The organism is Candidatus Bathyarchaeota archaeon (genome assembly GCA_018396705.1).
In the GTDB taxonomy this organism is placed as follows: domain Archaea; phylum Thermoproteota; class Bathyarchaeia; order Bathyarchaeales; family Bathycorpusculaceae; genus DRVP01.
This window is the reverse complement of record JAGTQZ010000009.1, coordinates 1-22,190: the sequence shown is the minus strand read 5'-3', so window position 1 is coordinate 22,190 and position 22,190 is coordinate 1. Positions and strand designations below refer to the sequence as shown.

The window sequence follows — 22,190 nt, the reverse complement described above, 5'->3', positions numbered from 1 at the left end:
AACGGTCTTAAACGGTTAATGGAGGCTTGAAGGAATCAATGCGAACAATAGAATGGCATGAAAACGGGACAGTGGTAACCATAGATCAGTTGAAGCTTCCTTGTGAAACAGAGTTTCTGACTTTTCAAACGTGCGACGATGTAGTGGAAGCCATAAAAACCATGAAAATTAGGGGTGCGCCACTGATCGGGGTGGCTGCCGCCTATGCTTTGGCGTTAACAGCTTACCATTCAAAAGCTGATGATAAAGCGGTTTTGATCCGCGAGTTGGAGGTAGCGGCTGAAAAACTGCGGAGGACTAGGCCTACTGGGGTTAATCTTTTTTGGGCTGTTGATCGGATACTTAGCAAAGCTTACGCATTTAATGGAGGGGCCAGCGGATTAGCTGCAATGGTTGTTGAAGAAGCGAAAAGGATGGCCGACGAGGATGTCAAGGCAAACCGAGCGATGGGCAAACATGGAGCCAAACTTTTAGAGAATGGAGATGTTGTTTTAACCCACTGTAATGCTGGAGCCTTAGCCACAGTTGATTATGGAACAGCCCTTGGTGTTGTCAGGGCTGCTGTGGAGCAGGGCAAAAAGATAAGCGTTATAGCCACCGAGACCAGACCGAAACTTCAAGGCGCCCGCCTAACAGCCTACGAGCTTAAACGGGACGGTATACCCGTTACGTTGATAAGTGACACCATGGTCGGCTACGTGATGTATAAGCGTATGGTAAACAAGGTCATCGTGGGCGCCGACAGGATAGTGCGGGACGCCGTAGTGAACAAGATAGGAACATATCAAATAGCGGTCCTAGCGAAAGAACATGGCATACCATTTTACGTGGCAGCTCCAAAATCCACATTTGACCTAACACGAACCTCAGCGGAAGTAGCCATAGAGGAGAGGAGCCCAGAAGAAGTCTTATACATCGGCAAAAAGAGAATAGCGCCTGAAGGGGTAGCTGTTTTTAATCCGGCTTTTGACATAACGCCTTTAAAATATGTTACGGCAGTGATCTGTGAAGATGGCATTTTATATAAGGAGGACCTTTCAAGTTTAAGCAGAACGGCGGAAAGAAGATGAGCAAAGAAAAAGAAGGGCAACCCCGTCCGGAAGCCAAAATAGAGGGTGTTTTAACGGAAAAAGGCGTTAAAGTGACGGCTAAAGGCAGAATTGAGGAGCTAAAGACAAAGGGTTACGGAATAGACGAGGATAATGGGCTGATACTCAATTTTTGCGAAGTCCTACACCTCATGGACAGGGGATTGCTGGAAGTAAAAAACGACAAGGGTGAGATTGTTGGTTTCCAAGAGTTTCTCCGGTTTTCGGAGAAAATCGACCAAAATGTTTGGGCTAAGTACATGGTTTACCGAGACTTGCGAACCCGCGGCTACGTGGTTCGCGAAGGCTTCGGCATGAGTGTTGACTTCAGAGTCTACGACAGAGGCGATTATGGAAAGGACACGGCAAAATATTTGGTTTTAACCATCCAGGAAGGCAAACCTATAACCCTAGGGGAGCTAACTCAAATAGTGAGACGGTGTCAAAGCTTAAAGAAAGAGCTTATAGTGGCAGTCATGAGCCGTCGGGGAGAAATAGTTTACTATTCCGTTTCACAATTAACCCTACCACAATAGAAGTTAAGGATGCGCGTAGGGCCATGAACATCTTCAAAACGGTTCGCGGAATGAGAGACTTTCTCCCAGAGGAAGCAAAAGTAATGAGGTACATCGAGAGTCAAGCTCGAAAAACAGCTGAGCTTTATGGATATAGGGAAATAATAACTCCTGTTATAGAGTCATATGAGCTTGTAGCCGCGAAAGCCGGTGAAGAAGTCCGTTTAAGAATGTATGCCTTCGAAGATTTAGGCGGACGCAAAGTCGCCTTACGCCCGGAGTTCACGGCTTCTGTAGCGCGGCTTGTGGCGACCACACTGCGAAACGAACCTAAACCCTTAAGGCTTTTCTGCGTTGGAAGCCTCTACCGTTACGATGAGCCGCAAAAGGGGCGTTTCCGAGAGTTTTGGCAGTCAAACTTCGAGTTAATGGGCTCCGACAAGCCAGAAGCTGACGCAGAAATATTGCTGTTAACCAACCGCTTTCTGAAAAGCGTCGGACTGAAAAATTTTGTGTTCAAGATTGGACATGTTGGCGTTTTAAGAAATATACTAAGCCAAGAGGGAATAAATGAGGAAGCCCAAAACCAAGCCATGCAACGCATGGACAAAAAACTGTATGAAGAAGCCTTAAAGATTATCAGTGAAGCAGGAGCATCAAAGAAAGGAGTTCAAACGCTTCAAAAATTGATGAACTTGAAGGGGGAGGATGCAGCCAAAGTTTTAGAGAACATGGCGAAAGTCGTGAAAGATTATGTCACGGCGGTTAACGCTATCGAAAACCTCAATGAAATAGTCAACCTTAGCAAAAGGTCCGGCGAAAAATTGAATATTATAATTGAAGCAGGTTTTGCAAGGGGCTTAGAATATTACACAGGAATGATTTTCGAGGTCTATGTCCCAGAACTTGATATCGCACTGGCAGGCGGTGGGAGATATAACAAGCTTGTAGAATTATTTGGTGGAGAGTCAACACCAGCTGTCGGAGTTGCTCATGGAATTGATAGAATAATGCTTGCCCTTCAAGAACAAAAGGTAGAAATTAACATGAAAGAGACAAAACCGGTCTTGATAATACCGGTAAATGAAAACCTAAACGTCGAAGCCCTGAGAATAGCTGAAATGTTAAGGACGGAAAACATATCAGTAGAGCTTGAGATTATGGGGCGGAAAGTTTCAAAGGCTTTGGAAGACGCTAACAAAAGAGGCGTTAGTCACGTCATAATAGTTGGAGAAAAAGAGTTAAAAGAAGATGCTGTGGTCTTAAGGAATATGCAGAAAAAGGAGCAAGTTATTGTTAAAATCAGCGAACTTGCCACGGCACTTAAACTTCAAGCTTTTTGAAACGCAAGGCGTTCCCTTCTTAAAAAGTCTCCAATATCCAGAAGATTTTTAACCGCTAAACCGCTCTTCAACTCGTCTAGATCTTTCGCTATTTTGCCATATCCCATGCACTCGCCATGCTTGTTAAAAACCAGAGTGTAGTCACCCCTTTTCCGAGAACCCTCTATTTTTAAGATTCCTTCTTTGAATATGTCTCTACCGCAAACGAAAAGCCAAGCTGACTTGTCGTCAACGATTATGCGGTTCTTGGCTTTCTCCGCAATCATTAAAAGGAATGGAATACTAGGATGGAGACTTCCGTCAACAATTTTCCCTAAACATGTTCCAGCATATTGCCAGCCTCTTTGTTTTTCGGTTAAATCCTTCAATTTCTGGCTCAGCAGAAAGATGCGGGAGTCATTCCTAACCACAAGCCTATTGTCGAAAGACAGCTCTGCACCAAAAAGCCTTGCAAAATTCTCAACAACCTCGATTTCAGCCATGCAGTTACCTCCGCTTTTTAAGTTTGCAGACAAAGAATCCTTGGGTCTTTTCCGGCCAAATCCGTCTACATCGCCTAACGGAGCTATCTAATTTCTTGCCAAAGACTTCTACGGGAGCTTCCTCACCATAACAGTTTATTTCCACAGTTTCTAGCCCAAGTTTTCTTATAGCCCAGTCAATGTTTAACTCGTTCTCCTCCGGCTCAAGAGAGCATGTGGCATAAACCATTTCTCCATCATCTTTGAGAACTTTGGCGGCTTCAGCTAGAATCTGCCTTTGCAGCCTCGCATTTCTTTTAATGTCCTGCGGTGTACGCCGTCTAAACCATTCTTTGTCCGCGGCGAAATTGCCGGAACAGGGTACATCAAGCAGTATTCTATCAAACTTCAACCCAAGTTTCGAAACACGTCTTGCATCTAACTGGTAAACAACAGTGTTTTTTACACGGCAGCGTTCCAGCTGGTTCATAAGAGCCGCCAACCGCCTTTTGTCAACGTCTAAAGCCACAATAACCCCAGTGTTTTCCATTAAATCTGCCATTTGAACGGTTTTCCCACCTGGAGCAGCGCAAGCATCCAAAACAAACTTACCCTTCAAATCTGTAAAAAGTGTCGCAGGAATTTGGGCGGCTGCCTCTTGGATAGAATAATAGCCCAAAAGATATTCGACTGTAGCTCCAACTGAAAAGTCTGAGCGGACAATCCAGTAACTGTTCTGAAGGAATGGAATTTTTTCAAGCTCGACGCCTAAACTCTTAAGTCGCCTAACAACATCAACGCTCTTAGCATTTAGAAGGTTGAGTCTAACGGCTTGCCTAGGGGTAACATCTCTAAATTCCCAACCCAACCTTCGATAACGGTTAACAAAAAATTCTTTGCCAAACATCAAAAACAAAAACAGACAAGAACAATAAAAGCTTGACGAAAACAACACCATCTCCAACAACCACACCAAAACAGAAAACCACTTAGAAAAAATTAGGTCTGTTAATCCAAACCAATAACAAAATTTACATATCTACAATGACAAAAGGAACATAACACTTTTTAGGAAAATACCGATAAAAGGATACCAGAATCTATAAAAGCGCGGCCGTAGTCTAGCCTGGACTAGGACATCAGCCTGCCACGCTGACGACCCGGGTTCAAATCCCGGCGGCCGCACTACGGAATTATTTTTGGGAAGTCGGTAGGGCTTGTTGGATATTTTTGAGGTGAAATAGTGTGTTGTTGGTATGTCGTGGATTTTAATAATAAGTCATAAATCGTAATATAGGTTAAATCTTTTAAGCATGTGCGTGTAATACAGAAAAGTAAAATGTGGTGAAGGCTGGTTTGTATGGTTGGGAGTGGAGAAGAGGAGAAGATTCGGCGTATATTGACTGATCCTCGGCTTTCGGCGATTAAGGCTATGCTTGAGAAGGACCACGCTATTGACTGTCTTTTCCTGCTTTATTTAGGGCGGGGGAAGTGGAAGGAAGCCAAAGAGTTTATGCGGGAGAACGGCTTAACGTTGAGTGATGGCACTTTTAGGGCGAGGATGATTGAGATTGAGGAGCTTGGCTTGGCAAAAAGTGAGCGCTTGGATCCCTTGAAGAGGAAGTATGAGAAGACTGAGCTTGGCGAGAAAGTGGCAAAACTTCTGCTGGAGTTCTTTGACAAGTTGGAGAAATAGCTGGCAGCGTAATATCCTATTGAATCTTCAGCTGGCAAGTTTCGATTTGTAAAGCTGAATGTCAATTTTGTTGCTGGCGACTGGTTGCAAAATTGAATATCCCCTCTAGAAATTTTGGCGGCTATGTCACATCATATTTGTTCTTGGAAGAACTGTTAACAAAAACACTGCCCCGCTATAGTTTTCGGTGATTGTGGAGGAAAGTGGCGTCCAATTTTAGCCTATTTTCTCTAGCCTATTCCTCTTTGGGTTTCTGTGGCTGATTTTAGTGTTGGTTTTGTTGGTGTTTTAGCCAATGGTGGTTTAGACTCTCCGGTTTTGTGGTTTGGTGGTGTTGTTTTGTTTTACAAATAGTTAATATGGTGTATTAAGTCGTAAGATTTAAATCCTCAGTTTCCACTAACATACACGACAACAAACAAGGAGGGATAAGAAACAAAATGAAACTATCCAAGAGTAGGAAAGCCCTAAGCCCCGTAGTCGCATCAATCATACTCATCGCCGTAACAGTCGCCGTCAGCATCGCCGTAGCCGCATGGATGGGAGCCCTAACATTCACATTCATGAAAACGGAACCCTATAACATAGTCTCGGTAAGCTTCAACGGTGTAACTGGCAGCTCAACAAACAATGTTACACTCAGAATTCAAAACACTGGAACTGCGTCATTCACAATTGATGTAACAGCAAAAGTTAACGGTGTTCAGAAGACCGTTTATGGTAATGTGACAGCCCGAACAATTCCAGCTGGTGAATACAGAGACATTACTATCCAGAACGTGGGTTGGCAAAACGGTAGAACATATAATATCGAGTTGGTCACTACTCAGGGAACGAAAATAACATGGGTTGGCAATGCTCCACAGACTTAGCCTTTCTTTGCAACAGTGTTGAGATTGGGGGTAGGGTGTGGGTTTCGCTTAGTTTCCCTCTCTATTGTTTCGTTGATGTTGGAGGTGTAAATTGGTATGGTGGTTGAGTTGAAGGAGTATGCTTCGGCGCAGGATATAGCCGAAACTCTGGAGAAACAGATTGCCGAGACAAAAAGCACTTTAGGCGAGTATTTGCGCCGCCTAGATGAGATTAGGGCTTTAGCCGAGAAATCCAAGAAAATCCGTGAAGTGGTCATGAAGTTGGCTGGCAAGAAGACGGCTGCCGAAAGCCTAGGCGAAATCACTGTTGGCAGCCTAAGCATTGTGTTGGATGCTAATCCATTCCACGAGTTGACCGCCATAGAGCAGGTGGTGCGCAGCTACCAGGAAAGGCTGTTGGTTCTGCAGAAGGCACGCGAAGCCCTAAAATGGCTGGATCAGCTAGGCGACACTGAAGGCCTAAAATATATTGTTGTGGAGAACGACGGCGTGCCGGAGCGCATCCTCTTCAAAATAACATAGCTTCTTTTGCTTTTGCCAATGTATGGAAGGTGTATTTATGGAAGATAACGAGATCTACTCGATAGCCTTAAAGAACGCCCTAGATGAAATGCGAAACGTTTGCCCAGATATTCAACACGCCTTCATTTACAACGAGAACGGCGAAATAATCGCGGGAGACGCAAGCATTCCGCAGAAAACTATGGTTCGAGTAGTGGACGCTTTTGATGATATTCTTGAAAGAGCCGAAGCCATAGGCGGCATTGAAGCCATAACCCTAAACGGAAGCATGGGCACAGTTAAACTTTACCACTTTAACGGACACCACTTGGTTATGGTTTACTCTGCAAAGGCAGACGTAGGCTATGTGGAGACAGTTGCCCGCGTCCTAATTCCAACAGTCTTGAAAGTGTTGGAAAAAATCAGCCCTACCCCCCTCAAAAACACAGTTCATCCCCCTTCGCCTGCGCCTCAACCAGAACCCGAAACTGAAACCCTAAAACCAGAAAAACCAAACGAAGAATTCGCCGAAAAACAGGTTGAAGAGCTTACGCCAGAACCTGAGAAAACCGGCGAAAAAGAGGGGAAGTTTGAGCCAGAAGCCAAACCAGTACTTGCCCCTGAAACCTCCGAAGGGCCCTTATCTTTTGATCCTCCCGCAGTTCAGCTAATAGTGGAAAACATTGGCGGACTACTTGTGCCATCTGACACTGTGCGAATCGACAGCGAAACCATCTCCAGCTGGGAAAACACATTCGAAGGCAAAAGGATAGAATACGTTGAGATCGAAACCTTCGACGGAAAAACAGCCCGCTACAAGGTTAAACCCATAAAAGACTCCAAATACTCAGGCAAGGGTGTGGTCCAAATTCCAGAAAAGGCGCAGCTAACCCTTGAAATAAAAAGGGGAGAACTGGTGAGAGTTAAACCTGTGATCGAATAACGGAGGCGAAAAAATGACCAAGAAAAAGAAAACTCTGGAGGAAGAGCCAACCCTCACAGAACCAATAGCCATAGAAGCATCATCCCCCCATGAACTTAGGGCAAACCTTGAAGAAATAAAGAACCACGAGGGCGTTATTGGCTACATTCTCCGAAACTCAACGTCAGCAACCATAGACCTCAAAGACCCATCCAAACTCATTGAATACGCCCTCCTATCAGCTTCAGCCATTGATGCAGAAGAAGAACTCTCAGAAGCCTTCAACCTCGGCGATGCCAAAAACATTATCGTAGAAGGAAAAGAAGTCAAAATTCTATCCTTCACCATCGGCGAAAATAAAGTGAGCATCTTCACAGAGAAGAACGCCGACCTCAAAAAGATCCAAGAAGAACTCAGCCAAATTTAGGGGTTGAGAAATAGGGCTTTCCGTCCAACCCTCATTTTTGTGCATACATCCACCTACATATTAATTCTATTAATTCTATTTTTATCAGAAAGCCTGTTAAAACTCATTGACTAATCTCTTGAAGTAGAAGTCTCCTAAAATTTTCGTCGAGCCTAACCTTGCCACCAGCCGCATCCACCGTTATGAACCCGTAAGCCGCTAAAAACCCTAAAATCGTATCGAGATGCCCATGCCCAAGTCCTGTTTCCTCCAGAAGCTCCCTTTTCGCATGCCATTTTCCATCAGCCAGCGCCTCTAAAATTTTTGTCACCCTCGTATCCGTTGACGCCCACTCCGAGGACATATCTGTTTCTTTTTCTCTTCTGTTTAAAAATTTTCTGAAGAAATCCTTTAGAAGCTTCCTCTAGAACGCTTTTTAAGACTTTATAACCAAAACCATCAACCTTATTATTGGAATATCCAAAAATACAACAGAGTGAAATTAAAGTGGATTGGCTTCAAATCCTAGAAGAATGCAAAAACAACGTAAAAAAACAAATTGCCCCATTACTAAAAACATCCTTAAACCAGCTCCAGCCAAACTTGGGCATAGGCGCGGGCGGGGATCCCATAAAACAGATAGATTTGGCGGCTGAAAAAGCCATAGTTGAAACGCTTCTCGGAAACGGCTTATCTTTTACGCTCATAAGCGAAGAGTCCGGAATAAAAGTGTACGGTGCAAACCCGGAACAAGCCTACATTACAGCTGACCCCATAGACGGAACAACCAACCTTACAAGAGGTATACCATTTTATGCAACATCCATAGCTGTCTCCACCAAACCGGAACTTCGAACAGTGCATGCCGCATTAGTGGCAGACATTTTCCACAACGTCACATACGCCGCCGCAAAAGGCAAAGGCGCAAAACGCAATAACCAAGAGATAAAGCCCTCAAAACATGCGGACTTGTCAGACGCGGTTGTAGGCATAGACCTAAACACGTACAAGGTTCGGGAAATAGCTCCACGCATAACCCGTCTAATAGAGCAGACTAAGCACATCCGTCACTTGGGCGCTAATGCCCTTGAAATGTGTTATGTAGCAGACGGCACTATAGACGCCTTCATAGACATTCGGGGAAAACTCAGAACCACCGACACAGCCGCCGCATGGCTAATAATACAAGAGGCTGGGGCAAGAGTAACAACGCCGGATGGCAAACCATTAAACGCCAAACTAGATCCAGCTGAAAAACTGACTTTTGTGGCCTCAGCCAACCAGAAAATCCATAAAACAATCCTAAGTCTCCTAAAACCCTAAAAAGGAGCAGGCAATGATAACGCCTTTAACGCCTCACCCGGCGGCTCTCGTGAAAACAAGGGAAACCAAAACCCTCGTCGTGGCAGACCTACACATAGGATGGGAAATAGCCCTATCTGAAAAAGGCATCCACGTGCCAGCCCAAGCCTCAAAGCTTCTGGAAAAACTGAAAATTCTCATAAAAGCCCACAAGCCTGACAGACTGCTGATTTTAGGAGACGTAAAACACACGGTGGCCACAGCTGAACTTGGCGAGTGGCAAGATGTCCCCGAATTCTTCAACGAACTTAAAAAGCACATAGGTGAAATCCAGATAATTCACGGAAACCATGATGGAAACCTTGAACCACTACTTCCTGAAGGCATAAGAATATTGCCATCATCCGGCACGGTGATAGGCGATGCAGGCTTTTTTCACGGGCACCGCTGGCCGTCACCTGTCCTTCTTAAATGCAAAACCTTCGTTATGGGACATGTCCATCCAGTCATTGTCCTCCGCGACCCCGCTGGATTCCGAATAACACGGCAAGTTTGGGTTAAAGCCAAATGTAACCCAAACAGGCTGGCGGAAATCCTGCTTCAAAAGCATGGAATAAAAATTGAGAAAACCCTTCATAAAACATTGCTGAAACATTATAAGGTGAAGCCCAAAACCAGCCAGCTTTTCATAATGCCATCCTTCAATGAGTTTTTAGGCGGAAAACCCTTAAATGAGAAGGACGCTGCAGAAAGCGAGAAAATTGTCGGGCCGATCCTTCGCACGGAAGCTGTTGACTTAGAAAACGCTGAAGTTTATCTTTTAGATGGAACTTTCCTAGGCTATTTAAGCCAGCTTGAATTTTTCGGAAAGCCATAAACCTTTAATAGAAAGGATTACCTACACCAGTTAGAGGTGTAGAAATGCCTGAAGATGAAGATTTTCCAGAATGGTTCAGGCGTAGGCGGTTCCCATTCTTCGGAAGCTGGTTCTTCGAGGACATTGACCGCATGTTCCGCGAAATGGAGAGAATGATGGAGGAGGAATTTAAAGCCTTCACCTCCCGCGTTCCAAAGGATTATGTCAGGGAACGCAAGCTTCCAGATGGTTCGACCATACGCGAGCTGGGACCCTTCGTTTACGGTTACAGCATAAAGATAGGGCCAGACGGTAAACCTGAAATCCGCGAGTTTGGCAACGTCAAACCAAGCCGCTATGGACCAACCGTTAAAGAGGAACGCGAACCACTGGTGGACATCGTTGAAACAAACAACGAAATCCATGTGGTGGCTGAGCTGCCAGGCGTAGAAAAGGAGGATATTAAGCTTCACGGCACCGAGGACACTTTAACCATAAGCGTTGAAACACCCCAAAGGAAATACTATAAGGAAATAACGCTTCCAGCCAAGGTTAACGTGAAAGAAGCAAAAACCCAGTATAAGAACGGTGTCTTGGAGGTTAAGCTTCCGAAAATAAAGGAAGAGAAAAAACCCAAAGGCGAACCAATAAAAATAGAGTAGCCATCCTCCTTCCTTTAGCGGTCTAAGTATGTATCCTCCATGAACGCCGAATCAGAGACTGACATATTAAGTCTCGTATGCAAGGAAGCTAAAGCCGAAGGCAAACTGACAGGCAAAAGTTTAACAAGGCTATACGAGGTTTTTGGACAACGCTTCGCAAGAGCCTTCGAAGCCCTAAAAGAAAACCGCGTCAAAAAATACCTATTCAAACCAAGCGGCAGAGTAGTTTGGGTTGTAGTTGGCAAGGAACGCGACTACCTAATAATGCCCGAAGCCGAATTCTGCACATGCGACGACTTCTACTTCCGCGTCCTAGACCGAAAAGTGCACCTATGCTACCATCTAATTGCCCAGAAAATCGCCAACAGCCTAGGATGGTATGAACAAATAGACAGCGATGACGAGCTTTACGAGACATTAATGCAGGAATGGCGGAAACCAACTCCTTAAATACTTAAACATCTCTAAATGAAAAAGTGGCAGGAGAACAAAATGAACATTGCAGAATACTTTGAAACCATTAAATACGTCTTAATGACCCTAACTTTTGTCGCCTTAGTCCTAATATTCCTATACATAATCTATGGCGGAGAAGAAAAGAAAACTAGTTGAAAACGCTTTTTTCAGCCACTTTCTGCATCACAACAAGCATTATTATACCCAAAACTGCCAAAACTATTGCAAACAAGATGAGCCAATGGGCTTCTGGGCCAGCACCGAAAACTATTGGAAAGAACCATATGAAAATGACGCCGCCAACACTTGTTGTTCCGGTTTCGGACAGCAACGCTGACACCATCAATAAAACCATGCCCAACAGTATTATAAGGAAACCCGTAAAAAACAGCATTAAGAAACGTTTAACCCATTTTGTTTCAGTCTGCTCTTTTCCTTCCATACTTTTTCACCTCAGCAAATACAGAACTGTGAAAAGAATGAACAGGAGTATTGTAAGGGTTATCGAAAGCCATAGAATCGCCTTTACAGATTCTTTGTCAGTGCCAAAAATTATTGGGAAAGGCCCTATTATAACTGCCCCACCGCCTCTCACTTTTCCATTTTTTAAGCTTGAGGCGAAAAGCAAAACAAACGCTACAATGATCACTATTATGCCAGCTAAAATCATGATTACGCCGGTGCTGTAAAAGTTGCCTGCCTCGAGAGCTAGATCTGCCAAAGTCATCTTCAAGCCCATTTTACGTCTGAGCAAACGCATGCTTTTAAGCGTTTTTAAAAGGAGAAAGGTAGAAAATAGATTACTAGAGCCGTCGCAAACGTTAAGGCAAATGACGGAATCACATATTTGTAAATCTTTCCAATGGAGCATTTGAAGTATTGAAGGGTGAAGGTGAAGCATAAGTGGGTGGGCGCGATAAGATAACCAAGGTATGCACTAATATACATGAGTGCTGCGATTCTTGGCGAAAAAGCTAGGATGCCAGTTAGAATTGAGACGCTTATGGCTACTCCCCCAGCTGGAGAACCGGTAAGAAAGCCTAGCGCTACTGGAACAACTGTCAATAGTACTATTATATCGATGCCTCCATTTGAAACTAGTGGTTGAAAAATCTGCGATATGCCTGCTGCCCCCATGACATTTCGCAACAGAAAAGCGCTGTAAGCGGCGAGAGTCACATCGTAAATTCCCAGACTTTGTAGTGGTCTCATCAATGTTTTAAGGTTTAACCGAGAAGTTATAATCAGAAACGCTAAACCGGCAAAAGTCGCCAATAAGACGTCCAAGCCAAGTCGGGAAAATTCAGGAATTATGAGGTCTATGAAGACGGCTATAACTATTGTCGCCAAAATGGGCGAGAAAGAAGTGATGAAAGTTTTTATTTCTGAGGTCCCGTTGATCTTCACGGTTTCCTTTTTCTCCTTCGGGGTTGCTATTTTCCAGAAGCCGATAATGAAACCAGCAACTTCCATGACTATGACCGTTGGAATTTGAAGTAGAATTATAGAGAAAACGGTTGTTCCGGTTAGGGCGGCAGTTATTATAAGTGTTTGGCCCAGCGGATAAACAGGATAAATCGTATGCCTAAACCAGATGTTTATGTAGGATTTCCTTTCTGATGTTAGCTTCAGTTTTTCCGCCTCAGCGTCCACGATCGGTGCCGACATGAGCGCACCGCCTGCAACGGGCAGAAACCCAATTATTGCTGGAAGAGTGCTCAAAACAATTTTTGGGTTTTTGACAAGCTTGCTTAGGCTCTCGCTTAATCTGGTTATTTCGCCAGTCTCCTTGTAAAGCTGGCTTAACCACATTATTCCAAAGGTTGCCAGGACAACGGACAATGTGAGCAAGCCATCTTTAGTTGAAGGGTCTACAGTTTCATACGCGATGCTTGGGATATTTTGCCAATTGAGAGCAAGCAAAGCCAGCACCAAGGCTGTGGCTGTCAACGTTACTCCCAAATGCACCCGCTTATAAAGTAACACGCCCAAAAGGCAGAAGGACACCACGATAGCACTCACTGGATCTAGCAGTCCCAAACTTAAACGCCCTTTCACATATTTGAAAAACCAAAATATGCTACCCTACTCTTAATTCTTTCCATAGAAAAATTTCGAGAGGGAGCTTGAGAGTCATGAAAGGTAAAGCCTTCATTTCAGGTCCAATTCAAGGAATGGAAAAACGTCAAGGCTATAGAGAAAAGATTAGGCGAATTTGCATACGCTGCGAATATGAACCTATTGACCCATGGCAACGTGAAAAAGTCTTGTATAGAGGCAAGGAACCAAACTGGTGGTTGAAAGTTCCACCATTGGATTTTATAAAGCGGGATTTGGAAGACATCGTGAAATGTGATGTTTTAATTGCCTACATGCCTAAACTTTCAGCTGGAACATGCATGGAACTCTTCTATGCAAAAATGAAGGGCAAAAAGACCATATGTGTGTGCAAACTTAAAAACCCAAGCCCATGGATAATAGCTCACTCAGATGTAATCGTAAAAGAAATTGCAGAGCTTAGAGAAGCTTTGAACAAGATAAAATGAGAGGAGAAAGTAGTTTAGCTTTTCAGGAGGCTAAATTGTTTCTTGAAAGCCGCGGCAACGACTGAAATGAGCATTAAATCGCTGCCAACGTCGGGGTTGTAAATTCTGTAATTATATCCCTCTAAACTGAAGCCACAATTCAGTGGAAGGGATGATTTCATTTCCGAAACCAAATATGGCCGCCAATAAACCGCTGACGGAAGGCATGATCCACCATCCTCTCCGCCCTTCTTTGTACACTCGATCAGGCTTGCAGTCCACGAAATTGGCATTTCCATAAATAAGCATCGTGCCACTGGTTGAGGATAAATCCGAGCAGGACGAAGGTTTAAGCGATTCTACATGAATAAGATCAACAGTGAGGATGATGCAACGTTAACGCTTGTCACGTTCCCCCCATACGCTGACACTCATGTCTATCTCCGAAGGGAAATGTATGCGACTAGAGACGTTCGACGATATAGCACCTGGTGGCACTCACGTTAGCCGTTAAACATGAGACTATAACAGAAACATTCTCGTAGACTACGAGTTGAATAGGTGGCCGAATAGGTGGCGCCGCTGAATTAACTTTGCCAGCGATGGTCACCAAAAACCGAAATCGTTAGAAGGAAAACCATTTTTCTATTCAAAATTAGAAATATGGCTTACGTTTAACTAAAAATTAGCCCAAACCTCAACGGCGACTCTAAGCTTCGTAGACAACTCTAGAGTGCTCTTTGAACTTGAGGCAAGTATCTCCAAATTTTCCAGTTCGCTGAAAAAGCAGGTGAGAAAAAGTGGGGCTATTTACGTTTAGACAATTTCTTGATGGACCAAGTGAGAATTGCGGTCGATGCCAAAACTGTAATAAGCGCTGGCACAGTAAACTCTGGAATCACTACACCGCTAAAAGTGAATGAAAGCGCTGTGACAGACGAGGGATCTCCTCCAAAGCTAAAGTACGCCATTAAAATTGTTGGGTTTATTTGTGTCTGGATGTACCAGCCTCTAAGCTGAGTGGGCGGATTCGCTGTCCCGGGTTGGCATGAGCTATAGGAAATTGTACTGTTTGAAACTATGGACAACTGCACAATGGACGTGTACACATAGGATGGATACAAGGATGCCACCGCGTAGGATGAAGGCGCAAGTGAATTTACATTGAGCAAGTCTAGAATGTCTATTGTATGCATTCCCACACCAATCGGAATATTAGTGAAATATGACACTCCCATGGAGTATGTCCAGTTAAACCCTCCGCTTTCCTTAAGGCCTACAATACCAGTGTGGGCGTTTGTCTCTCTCGTTATAGGAATAAACGTTGATGAAAAACCACCCAAATCGGAGGCTAAACAGTCTTGCATTAGCGATGCTGTAAATTGCGTTAAGTTTCCGACACCGCTTCCAGTATATGTTACATTGACATAGCCGTTAGTCAAGCCTGTAGAGTTATAATTGAAATCTGTGCCAAAAACCGTGTTGAGTTGAGTTGTTAAAGTGTTGGCAATGCTTTCGGCGTTGTCTTCGCTTGTATTATTGAATACGTAAAACAGAAATGAATCTGACGTTGAAAACACAGCCATAACAGCAGTTACATTTTCCCACTCGTCGGCAGTCATATTTATTTCGGTTGGAAAGTGTACAAGCGTCTCGTTAGCAGACAATACTAAGCTATCAACCATTACGTGAGCCCTCGTGCAATTAACAGATATTTGAACAATTTCCGTAACCTCAGATGGAAGTTCGCTGGGCAATTGACCATCAACAGCAAAACAAGCCTTGCCGCTAGCAGCAACTATCAAAAAGACAATCATCAGGATAATCGCCATTTTTATTTTCATTTTTAACCACCAAAAACCTATTCATGGCCAAACATCTGATATATAATTTACGTTTGACTTATTATTTTGTTAAACTTTCATAGCAACTCTAAGCCTCGCCGATCTGGCTCTAGGGTTTTCTTTAACCTCTTTCTCAGATGGTCTGATGGGTTTTTTCGTCAAAATTTTCACAGCGCCTTCCTTGGCTTTTGTTCGCATAAAGTTTTTTACTATTCGGTCTTCCAGCGAGTGAAAGGCGATCACTGCAAGTTTTCCGCCGACGCCCAGCACGTTTATGGCTTGTGGCAGGGCTTTCTCCAAATTTTCCAGCTCATTGTTGACGGCTATCCGTAGCGCTTGGAAAGTTTTTGTGGCGAAATGGATTCGCCTACGATGGTACCATCGTGGTGTCGCACCCTCCACAGCTATAACCAAATCAATGGTGGATCGCAGAGGTCTGGATTCAACGATTTTTTTAGCTATGCGCCTTGCAAATCGTTCCTGGCCATAAACCCTCAAGATTCGCTCAATGTCGGTTAGGTTCCAAGTGTTTAGGATGGTTTCAGCCGTCAAAGTGTTTACTTTCGGATTATACCTCATGTCGAGAGGCTCATTCCTCCAGAGGGAAAAGCCCCGCCTGCTTGTCTCTAAATGCCAGCTTGACAACCCCAAATCAAAAAGTACACCGGAAACACTCGCAAAACCATGTTTTTTGGCTATTTCCTCCAGATTAGCAAAATTATCACAAACGAGAATAAAGCGTTTCTCAAATTCTTTTCCGCGTACACGAAGTTTAAGGTCTTCCAGAATTTGCGGATCAAAATCGATGCCTAAAACTCTTCCATCCGGCTTATTCCGCTCCAAAATCGCCAAGGCATGGCCGCCCAAACCCACAGTGCAATCCACAAAATCCTCGCCGGGCTTCGGGTCGAGGAAACGAATAACTTCATCCTTCATAACGGGCAAATGCAAGTTAAACACTCTGCGCCTAATGTATGATCATAATTCTGGGCTTTTAAATCATTAAACTTTGTTTATTAGGCTTTGAGTTTTAGGTAAAACATATGAAAGGAAAAAGCCGACAAGCGTCAAAACAATAATAAACATAGTCAGAATCGCCAGTAAAAGGCTTCCAGTTAAGAAGTATCCATAGAAAATTGCTCCAAAAACTCCAAACGTCAACACAACCTCTAAAATCTTTTTTGCCGTGTGATCACTTCTAACAAGGCAGGTAAAAGCGCCGGAAACTCCTGCAAACGTTAAGGCTACACCTAAAAATACAATGTCCATGGTGTTTGAAGTCAATCCCCTTGCGAATAGCAGTAGACCCACAACTGTAATAGCGATCCATCTCGGCAAGTTTGGCAGACGCAAACAAACCACCATTAAAGTGGAGTTTTCCTCTAAACGACAAAAAGTTTTCGTTTGTAGAACATGAAAGAGAAAGATTATTTATCGCCGTTTCCAGTAAACTGAAGGCTGCAGTGGTAGCCTTGAAAGAAAGCTGGCGTGTTGTTTATATTTCCATAATCGTTTTGGTGATTGCCCTACTTTGGGCTCTAACAATCCAGGGACTGCTGCCCGAAGAGCTTCGCCAAACCTACATGGTTTACTTCAACATTGTCCGAGCTATAACCGCCATAATGCTTGGCATCCTAGTCATAGAACTTGTTGCTTCGCTTATCACTGTTAGGCTTAAACATTTGGGCAGAGGCGTCTACCTCGTTAGAAACGTTGTTGTTGTAATGGGCTATATAGCTGTAGGCATCATAGTGCTAGCTATCTTTGAGGTTACAGGCGTAAGTGCCGTAGCCGGTGCCACGGTTTCAGGTCTTGTGATCGGTTTAGGTTTGCAGCCAGTTTTGGCTAATCTCTTCGCTGGCCTAATCATTCTTGGAACAGGCTTCCTTAAGCCCGGAGCCAACGTAAAGATTTCCGGCGGCTTGCCTATTTCACCTTTAGCTTTCCCATCCTATAAAATGTTTAGCAGAGACGAGTTTATACCAACCCTGCGGGGCATAGTGGTGGAAGTTGGTTTGATGCATACAAAAATATTATCTGACAGTGGCGAACTTGTAAAAATTCCCAATAATGTCGCCTTCTCTAGTAGTATTGTCATGGAAGAGAAGGAAGAACCAAAAACGGTGCGCGTCCGCTACGAGTTTCCAGTTCAACTGGACCCTGATGTGGTGTTAGCAAATATTCGTGAAGAGCTTGATAAAAGCAACATAAGCGATTACAAGGTTTACCTCGAAGAGCAAAGCGACAAAAACTACTACATAGTTCTCGTGGTGGCGACCGCGCCGCCCAACACAAAAGTTAGAGAATTCCGTTCAGAACTACTAAAACACATAATAAAGGTACATAGAATGCTTATAGATCCTTAACCAAAGCAAAACCCAAATTTAAAAAGGCTTTTTACGGCCTCCCTGCCTTAATCATGAAAGCTGCTAGAAAGTATGTTAGACAACAGATAATCAGCCAAACCCACAGGTCTTCCCAACCAACTAGAGATACGAAGTAGGTTGTCGTTGGCCCTGAAGCTAGAGACCCTATGTTGAAGACTGCGGAGCAGAAACTCGTGGCAAGCGGTATCAAAGGTGCCTCAACTAAGTCTTGAAAGAAGGAGACAACGAGAGGATAGCCCCCAGAGTTTACTGCACCATAGATTATGCAGAGCAACGAGACAATGTGAGGGATCCCAAATTCCGGACGAAACATAAAGTAAACCACAGGAGCCAACATGAGACTTGAACTACACAGGAAAAGTTTTCTACCGTATTTATCGCTTAAGAAGAGGATCAATGGGCTCATTATCATCATTGAACACATTTGCGTCGACGTCAAAGTACTTGAGAAGACCGGGTCATAATTTAAGACCGTTCTAAGATATGTGGGATAAAAAACAGTAATCGAGTAAAAGGTAATCGCTGCGAAAAAGCTGATTATTAAACCCAAAATAATGTTCCGATCCTTCAACATCACTGGCAATCTTTCTTTCTGTTTTACTGTGTTTTCCCGTTCTTCCAAATGCCTAAACTCTGCGAACTTGGCGGCCAGCATAATCAAAACCAATAAAAAGAGGCCGGATAAGCCAAACACGTGGAAAGGTGCCCTCCAACTGTTCATCCATGAAAATATTATAGACGCCACCGGATAAGACCAGAAGATTCCAACAATATACATGTTTCCAGCTATGCCGCTTGCCAACCCTCTTCTTTTCGGGTAAAGGGATCCGAAAACTGAATAGTAGGAGACATTCCATAAGCCTTCGCCTATTCCCACAAAAATCCTGTAAATCGATATATCTATGGGTGAAAAGGAAAACCCAGTCAGAACCGTGAACAAGGAGAACGTAAATAGGCCGGTCAACAACGCGTAAAACAAGCCTATCTTCTCAATTATTCTTCCCGCTAGTAGCGAGCTAAATACCATTCCTAAACCGAAAAGTGTCGCGATTACACCGCTCCAGAAGATTGAAAGAGAAAGATCTGTCATAATGTTAACAAGAACGGTGCCGATGATAAATTGGTCCGCAGCGTAGAGATTATGGCTGAACATAATCAACAGCAGTATGCCGATACTCTCCGGCGCTGTTTGTCTCAAACGTTAATCCTCAACAATTGCAATATTACCCTTTGCATATTTTATTTTACCTAAAAAACAAAGTTATTAAAATTCAGTCCACTCCATCAGAGGACCCGCAGCAACATTCTAAACTTGAAAAATTTTAAGTGGATGGCAAATTTTTACTAGTCAAAGGCGCAATAGTAATTGCATCTAGAATGTAAGGGATTTAAATGGATGTATTTAACGCTATAAGAACTAGGCGAAGCATTAGAGCATACAAGCCAGACCCTGTGTCGGATGAAGATATTGCAAAGATCCTTGATGCTGCTCACTGGGCACCTTCAGCTGCTAACCTTCAACCTTGGGAGTTTATTGTTGTGAAGAATCCCTCAACTAGAAAGGAAATACAAGCACTTGTGGAAGAAAACAGAAATGCAACAATAAAAGCTCGGAGTGAACCGTGGAGGTCTGGATTTAGCAAATATAGCACTGAATGGATTTCAAAAGCTCCTGTTCACATAGTTGTGTGTGCCAACCCCGCTAAAACAGCCCCTCACGTTTTCGGTGAGGAAACATATAAGTATGCGACCGGAGCCGCCATACAAAATCTTATGCTCGCCGCGCATGCCTTAGGACTTGGGTCATGTTGGCTTTCAATGTTCGACAAGGACCGCTTAAAAAAATTACTTAACATACCAAAAGAAATCGATGTGATAGGTGTGGTCACGATCGGCTATCCTATTGAAGTGCCTGAAGTTCCTGAAACCCTAAAAAGGTACGGAGGAGCCCCGAGGAAAAATCTGGAAGAAATAGTGTACTGTGAGACATATGGCAAACGCGGAAATAAGTTGTGAGATTTATATGCAGCAAGGACTTATATTCGCACACAGGTGTCAGTTTTCATAATCAAGAAAACTGAAACCTTAAAACTTCATGAAGTAAAAGCGTTAGAGTCTAGTGCGGCCGCCGGGATTTGAACCTCTAGTTCTGGTGCCCTTCTTTTCATTTTTAGTTTTGTTTTTCATTAGGGCACCAAGCATATTTTGGGTTGTGTAGAAGTTAAAGTTTTCTTGGGTTTCTGTGTTTTCCATTGCTGTGTTTTCAATGTTTTTGTGAGGAGAGCTATTGGTGTAGTGTTTGGCTTTTTCAAGTGATGCAGATTTGGCTGGTTTCCTTTCTGTTTTCAAGTCTAGCGCTCGTAAAGTTTATAGTTGAGGGTTAAGGCTTTTCCAACAGTTTTACGTTAGTCAGGGATCTTTTAGGGATTTTCTGGATCGAGTGGAGCGGGATAGGCTTTTGCCTAGGCGTGAAAGGAGGCGCATAGCCGCTCAAGTTTTGAATGATTTTGTAGTTTGGCTTAGTGGTCGAGGCTATGCGCAAAAAACCATTAGGGTTTATGTTGGGGCTGTCCAAAGCCTAGCCAAATATTATGATGTGCCCATAAGTCTGCGTTGTGTGCGTCTTCGTCAGCCCAGCCCATCCATAGGAAGCATCCTTGGACTTTAGCGGAGATATAAGCGAGTTTATAGCCGCCATGGACAGCCTTTCGCACGTTCCTAAGCGACCACAAAGTGGATCCGCTATACATAGAATAAGCCCTTATAGGTATTCGGAACGGGCTTCACCTTCCGGAGTCGGGACAACAAGCCCGTGTTTCAAGCCCTTATAGGTATTCTCGGAACCCTATAACGAGAACCCACCTCAACCAGCCACGTAAAGTTTCAAGCCCTTATAGGTATTCTCGGAACGGGGCTGCTGTTGATGCGTGAGGTTGTTTTTGACTATGTTTCAAGCCCTTATAGGTATTCTCGGAACCCTGAACAGACTCACCCATGAAAATCACGTTTCTACCGTTTCAAGCCCTTATAGGTATTCTCGGAACGGAAAAATTTTAGACGCCTTTCTAGTGGACAGAACCTGTTTCAAGCCCTTATAGGTATTCTCGGAACTAGGAAGCTGCCAGTCAAGCAATAGTAGCACTTCCTGTTTCAAGCCCTTATAGGTATTCTCGGAACCAGCCTTCGACGGCTGCAGATGCGCCATACGTTGAGTGTTTCAAGCCCTTATAGGTATTCTCGGAACCATGTCTGCAACTATCTCTGAAGGATGGAAACTGTCGTTTCAAGCCCTTATAGGTATTCTCGGAACACAATGGATAAACGAAATAAATTTTAGCAAGAAGCAAATGTTTCAAGCCCTTATAGGTATTCTCGGAACGAGCATTACATTGTTCATCTACGCAAACGAAAACCAGTTTCAAGCCCTTATAGGTATTCTCGGAACAGTATGTGGGACTGGGACTGGCATATTTCGCCTACATAGTTTCAAGCCCTTATAGGTATTCTCGGAACGCAGCTTGAAGGTTTCCGTCTGCCATGTGAATCCGCGTTTCAAGCCCTTATAGGTATTCTCGGAACTGTTGTCGTAATGGATAAGCCATTTTTTACCATTTGGGTTTCAAGCCCTTATAGGTATTCTCGGAACACTCAGACTTTGCGACATCTTCTTCCATCTTCCTCAGTTTCAAGCCCTTATAGGTATTCTCGGAACCCGCAAAAGTCGCATTTGACACGCCGATCCTCTAATAGTTTCAAGCCCTTATAGGTATTCTCGGAACCAAGATGGTTTCGCCCCAGGAAATATACAAAACTTAGGTTTCAAGCCCTTATAGGTATTCTCGGAACAGTGTCCACAGTTTGGACAGCAAAACGCCACACTATCGTTTCAAGCCCTTATAGGTATTCTCGGAACCCTTGGTAAAATTGGTTATTTTTCTGTTTTATAGCTTTCTTCGGCTTTTATAGGGGGATATTTTCGTCGATGTGTAATGAAGAATTGGTAATGTCAGATCGACGGTTGGTTTCATATGATCGTTGCACTTTCTCCCTTAACTATTCCGAGGGTTTCTTTTCTGAGGTATGCCGTTGTCCGAAGTATGTAAAACGTTATCGCATCATGTTCTTTATCTATTGCTTTTGAAAGCTCATCTTTTAGTCTTACAAAGTTAGCATCGCTTATTTCTCCCTCAAAAACTGAATTTTGAATCCATGTTAGGTATCTCCTTCCTGTGTTTAAAATTTTGGGCAACCTTTCCTCGCCGACATCATACACCATTATCACAAACATGTTTGCTCACCATCGTGCAACAAATGGCTCATATTCCTTCTCTCCAATAAGATGCTTTTCAAGTTT

The 22,190-nt window shown here is 43.7% G+C and carries 29 protein-coding genes, 1 tRNA gene and 1 CRISPR repeat array; of the genes, 17 read left to right on the top strand and 13 right to left on the bottom strand.

Going from position 1 to position 22,190, the window contains the following annotated elements:
* Positions 1 to 38 precede the first annotated feature (38 nt).
* Genes mtnA through KEJ24_08210 form a run of 3 tightly spaced genes read left to right on the top strand, consistent with a single transcriptional unit; the run spans position 39 to position 2,946 of the window.
* A complete protein-coding gene (gene mtnA / locus KEJ24_08220) occupies positions 39 to 1,070 on the top strand; it encodes an S-methyl-5-thioribose-1-phosphate isomerase (GenBank protein ID MBS7647803.1) in 1,032 nt (343 codons plus the stop codon).
* A complete protein-coding gene (gene endA / locus KEJ24_08215; GenBank protein MBS7647802.1) occupies positions 1,067 to 1,624 on the top strand; it encodes a tRNA-intron lyase in 558 nt (185 codons plus the stop codon). The genes mtnA and endA overlap by 4 nt, the downstream gene beginning before the upstream one ends.
* A gap of 23 nt (positions 1,625 to 1,647) precedes the next feature.
* On the top strand, positions 1,648 to 2,946 hold the full coding sequence (locus tag KEJ24_08210; GenBank protein MBS7647801.1) for a histidine--tRNA ligase: 1,299 nt from the start codon (positions 1,648 to 1,650) through the stop codon (positions 2,944 to 2,946).
* Here KEJ24_08210 and KEJ24_08205 read toward each other — a convergent pair.
* Together KEJ24_08205 and KEJ24_08200 are read right to left on the bottom strand one after the other, a co-directional pair.
* Entirely contained in the window at positions 2,934 to 3,428 is a 495-nt protein-coding gene (locus KEJ24_08205) for a hypothetical protein (GenBank protein MBS7647800.1), read from the bottom strand. The genes KEJ24_08210 and KEJ24_08205 overlap by 13 nt on opposite strands.
* A 4-nt stretch (positions 3,429 to 3,432) precedes the next feature.
* Positions 3,433 to 4,371: an RsmB/NOP family class I SAM-dependent RNA methyltransferase gene (locus KEJ24_08200; protein ID MBS7647799.1), complete on the bottom strand. Its 939-nt coding sequence runs from the start codon at positions 4,369 to 4,371 to the stop codon at positions 3,433 to 3,435.
* A 146-nt stretch (positions 4,372 to 4,517) separates the two neighbouring features.
* Between KEJ24_08200 and KEJ24_08195 the strand changes: the two genes are divergently transcribed.
* The 6 genes from KEJ24_08195 to KEJ24_08170 all read left to right on the top strand — a co-directional run bounded on the left by KEJ24_08195 (position 4,518) and on the right by KEJ24_08170 (position 7,825).
* Positions 4,518 to 4,592: transfer RNA gene (locus tag KEJ24_08195), tRNA-Gly, on the top strand.
* A 175-nt stretch (positions 4,593 to 4,767) separates the two neighbouring features.
* Positions 4,768 to 5,103 (top strand): hypothetical protein, encoded by a 336-nt coding sequence (locus KEJ24_08190; GenBank protein ID MBS7647798.1) that lies wholly within the window; start codon positions 4,768 to 4,770, stop codon positions 5,101 to 5,103.
* Positions 5,104 to 5,543: 440 nt separating this feature from the next.
* A complete protein-coding gene (locus KEJ24_08185; protein MBS7647797.1) occupies positions 5,544 to 5,975 on the top strand; it encodes a hypothetical protein in 432 nt (143 codons plus the stop codon).
* Between the two features lie 96 nt (positions 5,976 to 6,071).
* A complete protein-coding gene (locus KEJ24_08180) occupies positions 6,072 to 6,497 on the top strand; it encodes a hypothetical protein (GenBank protein ID MBS7647796.1) in 426 nt (141 codons plus the stop codon).
* Positions 6,498 to 6,534: 37 nt separating this feature from the next.
* On the top strand, positions 6,535 to 7,419 hold the full coding sequence (locus tag KEJ24_08175) for a hypothetical protein (protein MBS7647795.1): 885 nt from the start codon (positions 6,535 to 6,537) through the stop codon (positions 7,417 to 7,419).
* A gap of 13 nt (positions 7,420 to 7,432) precedes the next feature.
* Positions 7,433 to 7,825 carry a hypothetical protein gene (locus KEJ24_08170; GenBank protein ID MBS7647794.1) on the top strand — a complete coding sequence of 131 codons (393 nt, stop codon included), beginning with the start codon at positions 7,433 to 7,435 and terminating at the stop codon, positions 7,823 to 7,825.
* A 103-nt stretch (positions 7,826 to 7,928) separates the two neighbouring features.
* Here the strand turns inward: KEJ24_08170 and KEJ24_08165 are convergent, their stop codons facing one another.
* Positions 7,929 to 8,168, bottom strand: a complete 240-nt coding sequence (locus tag KEJ24_08165; protein ID MBS7647793.1) for a hypothetical protein — start codon at positions 8,166 to 8,168, stop codon at positions 7,929 to 7,931.
* A gap of 143 nt (positions 8,169 to 8,311) precedes the next feature.
* Here KEJ24_08165 and KEJ24_08160 point away from each other — a divergent pair, with 143 nt between their 5' ends.
* The 4 genes from KEJ24_08160 to KEJ24_08145 are packed head-to-tail and all read left to right on the top strand — an operon-like array spanning position 8,312 to position 11,074.
* Positions 8,312 to 9,127: a fructose 1,6-bisphosphatase gene (locus KEJ24_08160; GenBank protein MBS7647792.1), complete on the top strand. Its 816-nt coding sequence runs from the start codon at positions 8,312 to 8,314 to the stop codon at positions 9,125 to 9,127.
* Positions 9,128 to 9,140: 13 nt separating this feature from the next.
* Positions 9,141 to 9,983: a metallophosphoesterase gene (locus KEJ24_08155; protein MBS7647791.1), complete on the top strand. Its 843-nt coding sequence runs from the start codon at positions 9,141 to 9,143 to the stop codon at positions 9,981 to 9,983.
* Between the two features lie 44 nt (positions 9,984 to 10,027).
* Positions 10,028 to 10,624: an Hsp20/alpha crystallin family protein gene (locus KEJ24_08150; protein ID MBS7647790.1), complete on the top strand. Its 597-nt coding sequence runs from the start codon at positions 10,028 to 10,030 to the stop codon at positions 10,622 to 10,624.
* Between the two features lie 39 nt (positions 10,625 to 10,663).
* Positions 10,664 to 11,074 (top strand): hypothetical protein, encoded by a 411-nt coding sequence (locus tag KEJ24_08145; GenBank protein MBS7647789.1) that lies wholly within the window; start codon positions 10,664 to 10,666, stop codon positions 11,072 to 11,074.
* 154 nt (positions 11,075 to 11,228) lie between these two features.
* Here the strand turns inward: KEJ24_08145 and KEJ24_08140 are convergent, their stop codons facing one another.
* Genes KEJ24_08140 through KEJ24_08130 form a run of 3 tightly spaced genes read right to left on the bottom strand, consistent with a single transcriptional unit; the run spans position 11,229 to position 13,120 of the window.
* Positions 11,229 to 11,522 (bottom strand): hypothetical protein, encoded by a 294-nt coding sequence (locus KEJ24_08140; GenBank protein MBS7647788.1) that lies wholly within the window; start codon positions 11,520 to 11,522, stop codon positions 11,229 to 11,231.
* Between the two features lie 6 nt (positions 11,523 to 11,528).
* Complete coding sequence (locus KEJ24_08135) at positions 11,529 to 11,834, bottom strand: DUF131 domain-containing protein (GenBank protein MBS7647787.1); 306 nt, start codon at positions 11,832 to 11,834, stop codon at positions 11,529 to 11,531.
* 20 nt (positions 11,835 to 11,854) lie between these two features.
* Positions 11,855 to 13,120, bottom strand: a complete 1,266-nt coding sequence (locus tag KEJ24_08130; GenBank protein ID MBS7647786.1) for a DUF401 family protein — start codon at positions 13,118 to 13,120, stop codon at positions 11,855 to 11,857.
* A gap of 95 nt (positions 13,121 to 13,215) precedes the next feature.
* Between KEJ24_08130 and KEJ24_08125 the strand changes: the two genes are divergently transcribed.
* Positions 13,216 to 13,626, top strand: coding sequence for a nucleoside 2-deoxyribosyltransferase (locus KEJ24_08125; GenBank protein ID MBS7647785.1), 411 nt, complete (start codon positions 13,216 to 13,218; stop codon positions 13,624 to 13,626).
* 14 nt (positions 13,627 to 13,640) lie between these two features.
* Here the strand turns inward: KEJ24_08125 and KEJ24_08120 are convergent, their stop codons facing one another.
* The 4 genes from KEJ24_08120 to KEJ24_08105 all read right to left on the bottom strand — a co-directional run bounded on the left by KEJ24_08120 (position 13,641) and on the right by KEJ24_08105 (position 16,802).
* Positions 13,641 to 13,904 carry a hypothetical protein gene (locus tag KEJ24_08120; GenBank protein MBS7647784.1) on the bottom strand — a complete coding sequence of 88 codons (264 nt, stop codon included), beginning with the start codon at positions 13,902 to 13,904 and terminating at the stop codon, positions 13,641 to 13,643.
* A 507-nt stretch (positions 13,905 to 14,411) separates the two neighbouring features.
* Positions 14,412 to 15,449 carry a hypothetical protein gene (locus KEJ24_08115; GenBank protein ID MBS7647783.1) on the bottom strand — a complete coding sequence of 346 codons (1,038 nt, stop codon included), beginning with the start codon at positions 15,447 to 15,449 and terminating at the stop codon, positions 14,412 to 14,414.
* A gap of 69 nt (positions 15,450 to 15,518) precedes the next feature.
* The gene (rsmH, locus tag KEJ24_08110) at positions 15,519 to 16,385 is read right to left on the bottom strand and encodes a 16S rRNA (cytosine(1402)-N(4))-methyltransferase RsmH (GenBank protein MBS7647782.1); all 867 of its coding nucleotides are present in this window, start codon (positions 16,383 to 16,385) and stop codon (positions 15,519 to 15,521) included.
* Between the two features lie 66 nt (positions 16,386 to 16,451).
* Positions 16,452 to 16,802, bottom strand: coding sequence for a hypothetical protein (locus tag KEJ24_08105; GenBank protein ID MBS7647781.1), 351 nt, complete (start codon positions 16,800 to 16,802; stop codon positions 16,452 to 16,454).
* Here KEJ24_08105 and KEJ24_08100 point away from each other — a divergent pair.
* Positions 16,790 to 17,815 carry a mechanosensitive ion channel family protein gene (locus KEJ24_08100; GenBank protein MBS7647780.1) on the top strand — a complete coding sequence of 342 codons (1,026 nt, stop codon included), beginning with the start codon at positions 16,790 to 16,792 and terminating at the stop codon, positions 17,813 to 17,815. The genes KEJ24_08105 and KEJ24_08100 overlap by 13 nt on opposite strands.
* 31 nt (positions 17,816 to 17,846) lie before the next feature.
* Here KEJ24_08100 and KEJ24_08095 read toward each other — a convergent pair whose 3' ends face one another.
* Positions 17,847 to 19,034 carry an MFS transporter gene (locus KEJ24_08095; protein ID MBS7647779.1) on the bottom strand — a complete coding sequence of 396 codons (1,188 nt, stop codon included), beginning with the start codon at positions 19,032 to 19,034 and terminating at the stop codon, positions 17,847 to 17,849.
* Between the two features lie 194 nt (positions 19,035 to 19,228).
* Here KEJ24_08095 and bluB point away from each other — a divergent pair, with 194 nt between their 5' ends.
* Entirely contained in the window at positions 19,229 to 19,852 is a 624-nt protein-coding gene (gene bluB / locus KEJ24_08090; protein ID MBS7647778.1) for a 5,6-dimethylbenzimidazole synthase, read from the top strand.
* 93 nt (positions 19,853 to 19,945) lie between these two features.
* Here the strand turns inward: bluB and KEJ24_08085 are convergent, their stop codons facing one another.
* Positions 19,946 to 20,185, bottom strand: coding sequence for a hypothetical protein (locus KEJ24_08085; protein MBS7647777.1), 240 nt, complete (start codon positions 20,183 to 20,185; stop codon positions 19,946 to 19,948).
* 109 nt (positions 20,186 to 20,294) lie between these two features.
* Between KEJ24_08085 and KEJ24_08080 the strand changes: the two genes are divergently transcribed.
* On the top strand, positions 20,295 to 20,504 hold the full coding sequence (locus KEJ24_08080; protein MBS7647776.1) for a hypothetical protein: 210 nt from the start codon (positions 20,295 to 20,297) through the stop codon (positions 20,502 to 20,504).
* Between the two features lie 82 nt (positions 20,505 to 20,586).
* Positions 20,587 to 21,749: a CRISPR direct-repeat array (repeat unit 30 nt; unit sequence GTTTCAAGCCCTTATAGGTATTCTCGGAAC).
* 111 nt (positions 21,750 to 21,860) lie between these two features.
* Here the strand turns inward: KEJ24_08080 and cas2 are convergent.
* A complete protein-coding gene (cas2, locus tag KEJ24_08075) occupies positions 21,861 to 22,124 on the bottom strand; it encodes a CRISPR-associated endonuclease Cas2 (protein MBS7647775.1) in 264 nt (87 codons plus the stop codon).
* Between the last annotated feature and the right edge of the window lie 66 nt (positions 22,125 to 22,190).

Excerpts from the sequence above, each read along its gene's own strand:
- KEJ24_08120 (MBS7647784.1), bottom strand. The coding sequence starts at position 13,904 with ATGGAAATGCCAATTTCGTGGACTGCAAGCCTGATCGAGTGTACAAAG.
- KEJ24_08140 (MBS7647788.1), bottom strand. The coding sequence starts at position 11,522 with ATGGAAGGAAAAGAGCAGACTGAAACAAAATGGGTTAAACGTTTCTTA.
- rsmH (MBS7647782.1), bottom strand. The coding sequence starts at position 16,385 with ATGAAGGATGAAGTTATTCGTTTCCTCGACCCGAAGCCCGGCGAGGAT.
- KEJ24_08165 (MBS7647793.1), bottom strand. The coding sequence starts at position 8,168 with ATGTCCTCGGAGTGGGCGTCAACGGATACGAGGGTGACAAAAATTTTA.
- cas2 (MBS7647775.1), bottom strand. The coding sequence starts at position 22,124 with ATGTTTGTGATAATGGTGTATGATGTCGGCGAGGAAAGGTTGCCCAAA.
- KEJ24_08145 (MBS7647789.1), top strand. The coding sequence starts at position 10,664 with ATGAACGCCGAATCAGAGACTGACATATTAAGTCTCGTATGCAAGGAA.
- KEJ24_08155 (MBS7647791.1), top strand. The coding sequence starts at position 9,141 with ATGATAACGCCTTTAACGCCTCACCCGGCGGCTCTCGTGAAAACAAGG.
- bluB (MBS7647778.1), top strand. The coding sequence starts at position 19,229 with ATGGATGTATTTAACGCTATAAGAACTAGGCGAAGCATTAGAGCATAC.
- KEJ24_08210 (MBS7647801.1), top strand. The coding sequence starts at position 1,648 with ATGAACATCTTCAAAACGGTTCGCGGAATGAGAGACTTTCTCCCAGAG.
- KEJ24_08125 (MBS7647785.1), top strand. The coding sequence starts at position 13,216 with ATGAAAGGTAAAGCCTTCATTTCAGGTCCAATTCAAGGAATGGAAAAA.
- KEJ24_08175 (MBS7647795.1), top strand. The coding sequence starts at position 6,535 with ATGGAAGATAACGAGATCTACTCGATAGCCTTAAAGAACGCCCTAGAT.
- KEJ24_08115 (MBS7647783.1), bottom strand. The coding sequence starts at position 15,449 with ATGAAAATAAAAATGGCGATTATCCTGATGATTGTCTTTTTGATAGTT.
- mtnA (MBS7647803.1), top strand. The coding sequence starts at position 39 with ATGCGAACAATAGAATGGCATGAAAACGGGACAGTGGTAACCATAGAT.
- KEJ24_08170 (MBS7647794.1), top strand. The coding sequence starts at position 7,433 with ATGACCAAGAAAAAGAAAACTCTGGAGGAAGAGCCAACCCTCACAGAA.
- KEJ24_08205 (MBS7647800.1), bottom strand. The coding sequence starts at position 3,428 with ATGGCTGAAATCGAGGTTGTTGAGAATTTTGCAAGGCTTTTTGGTGCA.
- KEJ24_08150 (MBS7647790.1), top strand. The coding sequence starts at position 10,028 with ATGCCTGAAGATGAAGATTTTCCAGAATGGTTCAGGCGTAGGCGGTTC.
- endA (MBS7647802.1), top strand. The coding sequence starts at position 1,067 with ATGAGCAAAGAAAAAGAAGGGCAACCCCGTCCGGAAGCCAAAATAGAG.
- KEJ24_08190 (MBS7647798.1), top strand. The coding sequence starts at position 4,768 with ATGGTTGGGAGTGGAGAAGAGGAGAAGATTCGGCGTATATTGACTGAT.
- KEJ24_08185 (MBS7647797.1), top strand. The coding sequence starts at position 5,544 with ATGAAACTATCCAAGAGTAGGAAAGCCCTAAGCCCCGTAGTCGCATCA.
- KEJ24_08180 (MBS7647796.1), top strand. The coding sequence starts at position 6,072 with ATGGTGGTTGAGTTGAAGGAGTATGCTTCGGCGCAGGATATAGCCGAA.